Consider the following 966-nt stretch of genomic DNA (forward strand, 5'->3'; position numbering starts at 1 on the left):
CGACCGGATGACGTCGTAATGGCGCAGATCGGTCATTTGAAGCGGGCATGGTTCCGCCGCGCCGCCGAGGAGGGAGACGCCGTCGGGCAGCGCCACCTCGCCGCGCTCCACTTAAAGGGCGAAGGCGTCCCCCAGGACTATGAGGAAGCCTTGCGGCTCTATCGGCTCGCGGCTGAGCAGGACGACCCTGCGGCGCAGGACATGCTGAGCCGGATGCTTCTGGAGGGGCAGGGCGCTGAGCCTGATCCCGTAGAGGCTCGCCGCTGGGCGCTCGCCGCGGCGGAGCAGGAGATCGCGAGCAGCATGACGCGGCTTGGCCTCATCGCCCAGGACGCGCTCGGCATGGAGCGTGATCCCGAGGAGGCGGCCCGCTGGTGGTACGAAGCGGCGCGGCGCGGCGACGCCGATGGCCAGGCCATGCTCGGGGCTGCGCTCCACCTCGGCGAAGGCGTCGAGAAGGACGATCGTGCTGCGCTGATCTGGCTGCTGCGGGCGGACGCCGGCGGCAGCGCGCTCGCGGAGCGATTCCTGGGTCCGACGCGCGACGCGCTTTCGGCGGAGCAGATCGCCGAAGCCGAGCAGGCGGCGCAGCGCGCGCCGTATCGGCCCGGCTCCGAGGTGGCGGAGTGACCGCCGACGTGCGCTTCCTCGGCGACGGCGGCTCCTTGCTCGCCGGCGACATCTGCGGCGATCCGGACCTGCTTTCGGCCATGTCGGCGCAGGAGAGGGCGGCTGCGCTGGTGGCCGGTCCGGTCGAGGCGGAAACCGTCCACCTCGCGCGGCTGCGCGGCCGCATCTCCGCCGAGGACGTCGTCAGCCCCACGCCGCTGCCGCCGTTCGACCACTCCGCGATGGATGGCTACGCGGTCGCGAGCCTCGACCTTTACCACGTGGTCCGCGGCCGGCTCGTCGCAGGCGCTTCGGGCGAGCCGGAGACGCTTCGGCCCGGCGACGCGGCGCGCATCT

The 966-nt window shown here is 72.7% G+C and carries 1 protein-coding gene and 1 pseudogene; both read left to right on the forward strand.

Annotated elements, in window-relative coordinates:
- The coding region (locus ACIKT0_RS19050) for a tetratricopeptide repeat protein (RefSeq protein ID WP_407106858.1) at window positions 1-630 on the forward strand (630 nt) is incomplete at its 5' end.
- Window positions 627-966: pseudogene (locus ACIKT0_RS19055) on the forward strand (molybdopterin molybdenumtransferase MoeA); the annotation flags it as partial. The gene ACIKT0_RS19050 and the pseudogene ACIKT0_RS19055, both read left to right, overlap by 4 nt.

Origin of the sequence: Hansschlegelia beijingensis (assembly GCF_045505405.1) — a bacterium.
In the GTDB taxonomy this organism is placed as follows: domain Bacteria; phylum Pseudomonadota; class Alphaproteobacteria; order Rhizobiales; family Methylopilaceae; genus Methylopila; species Methylopila beijingensis_A.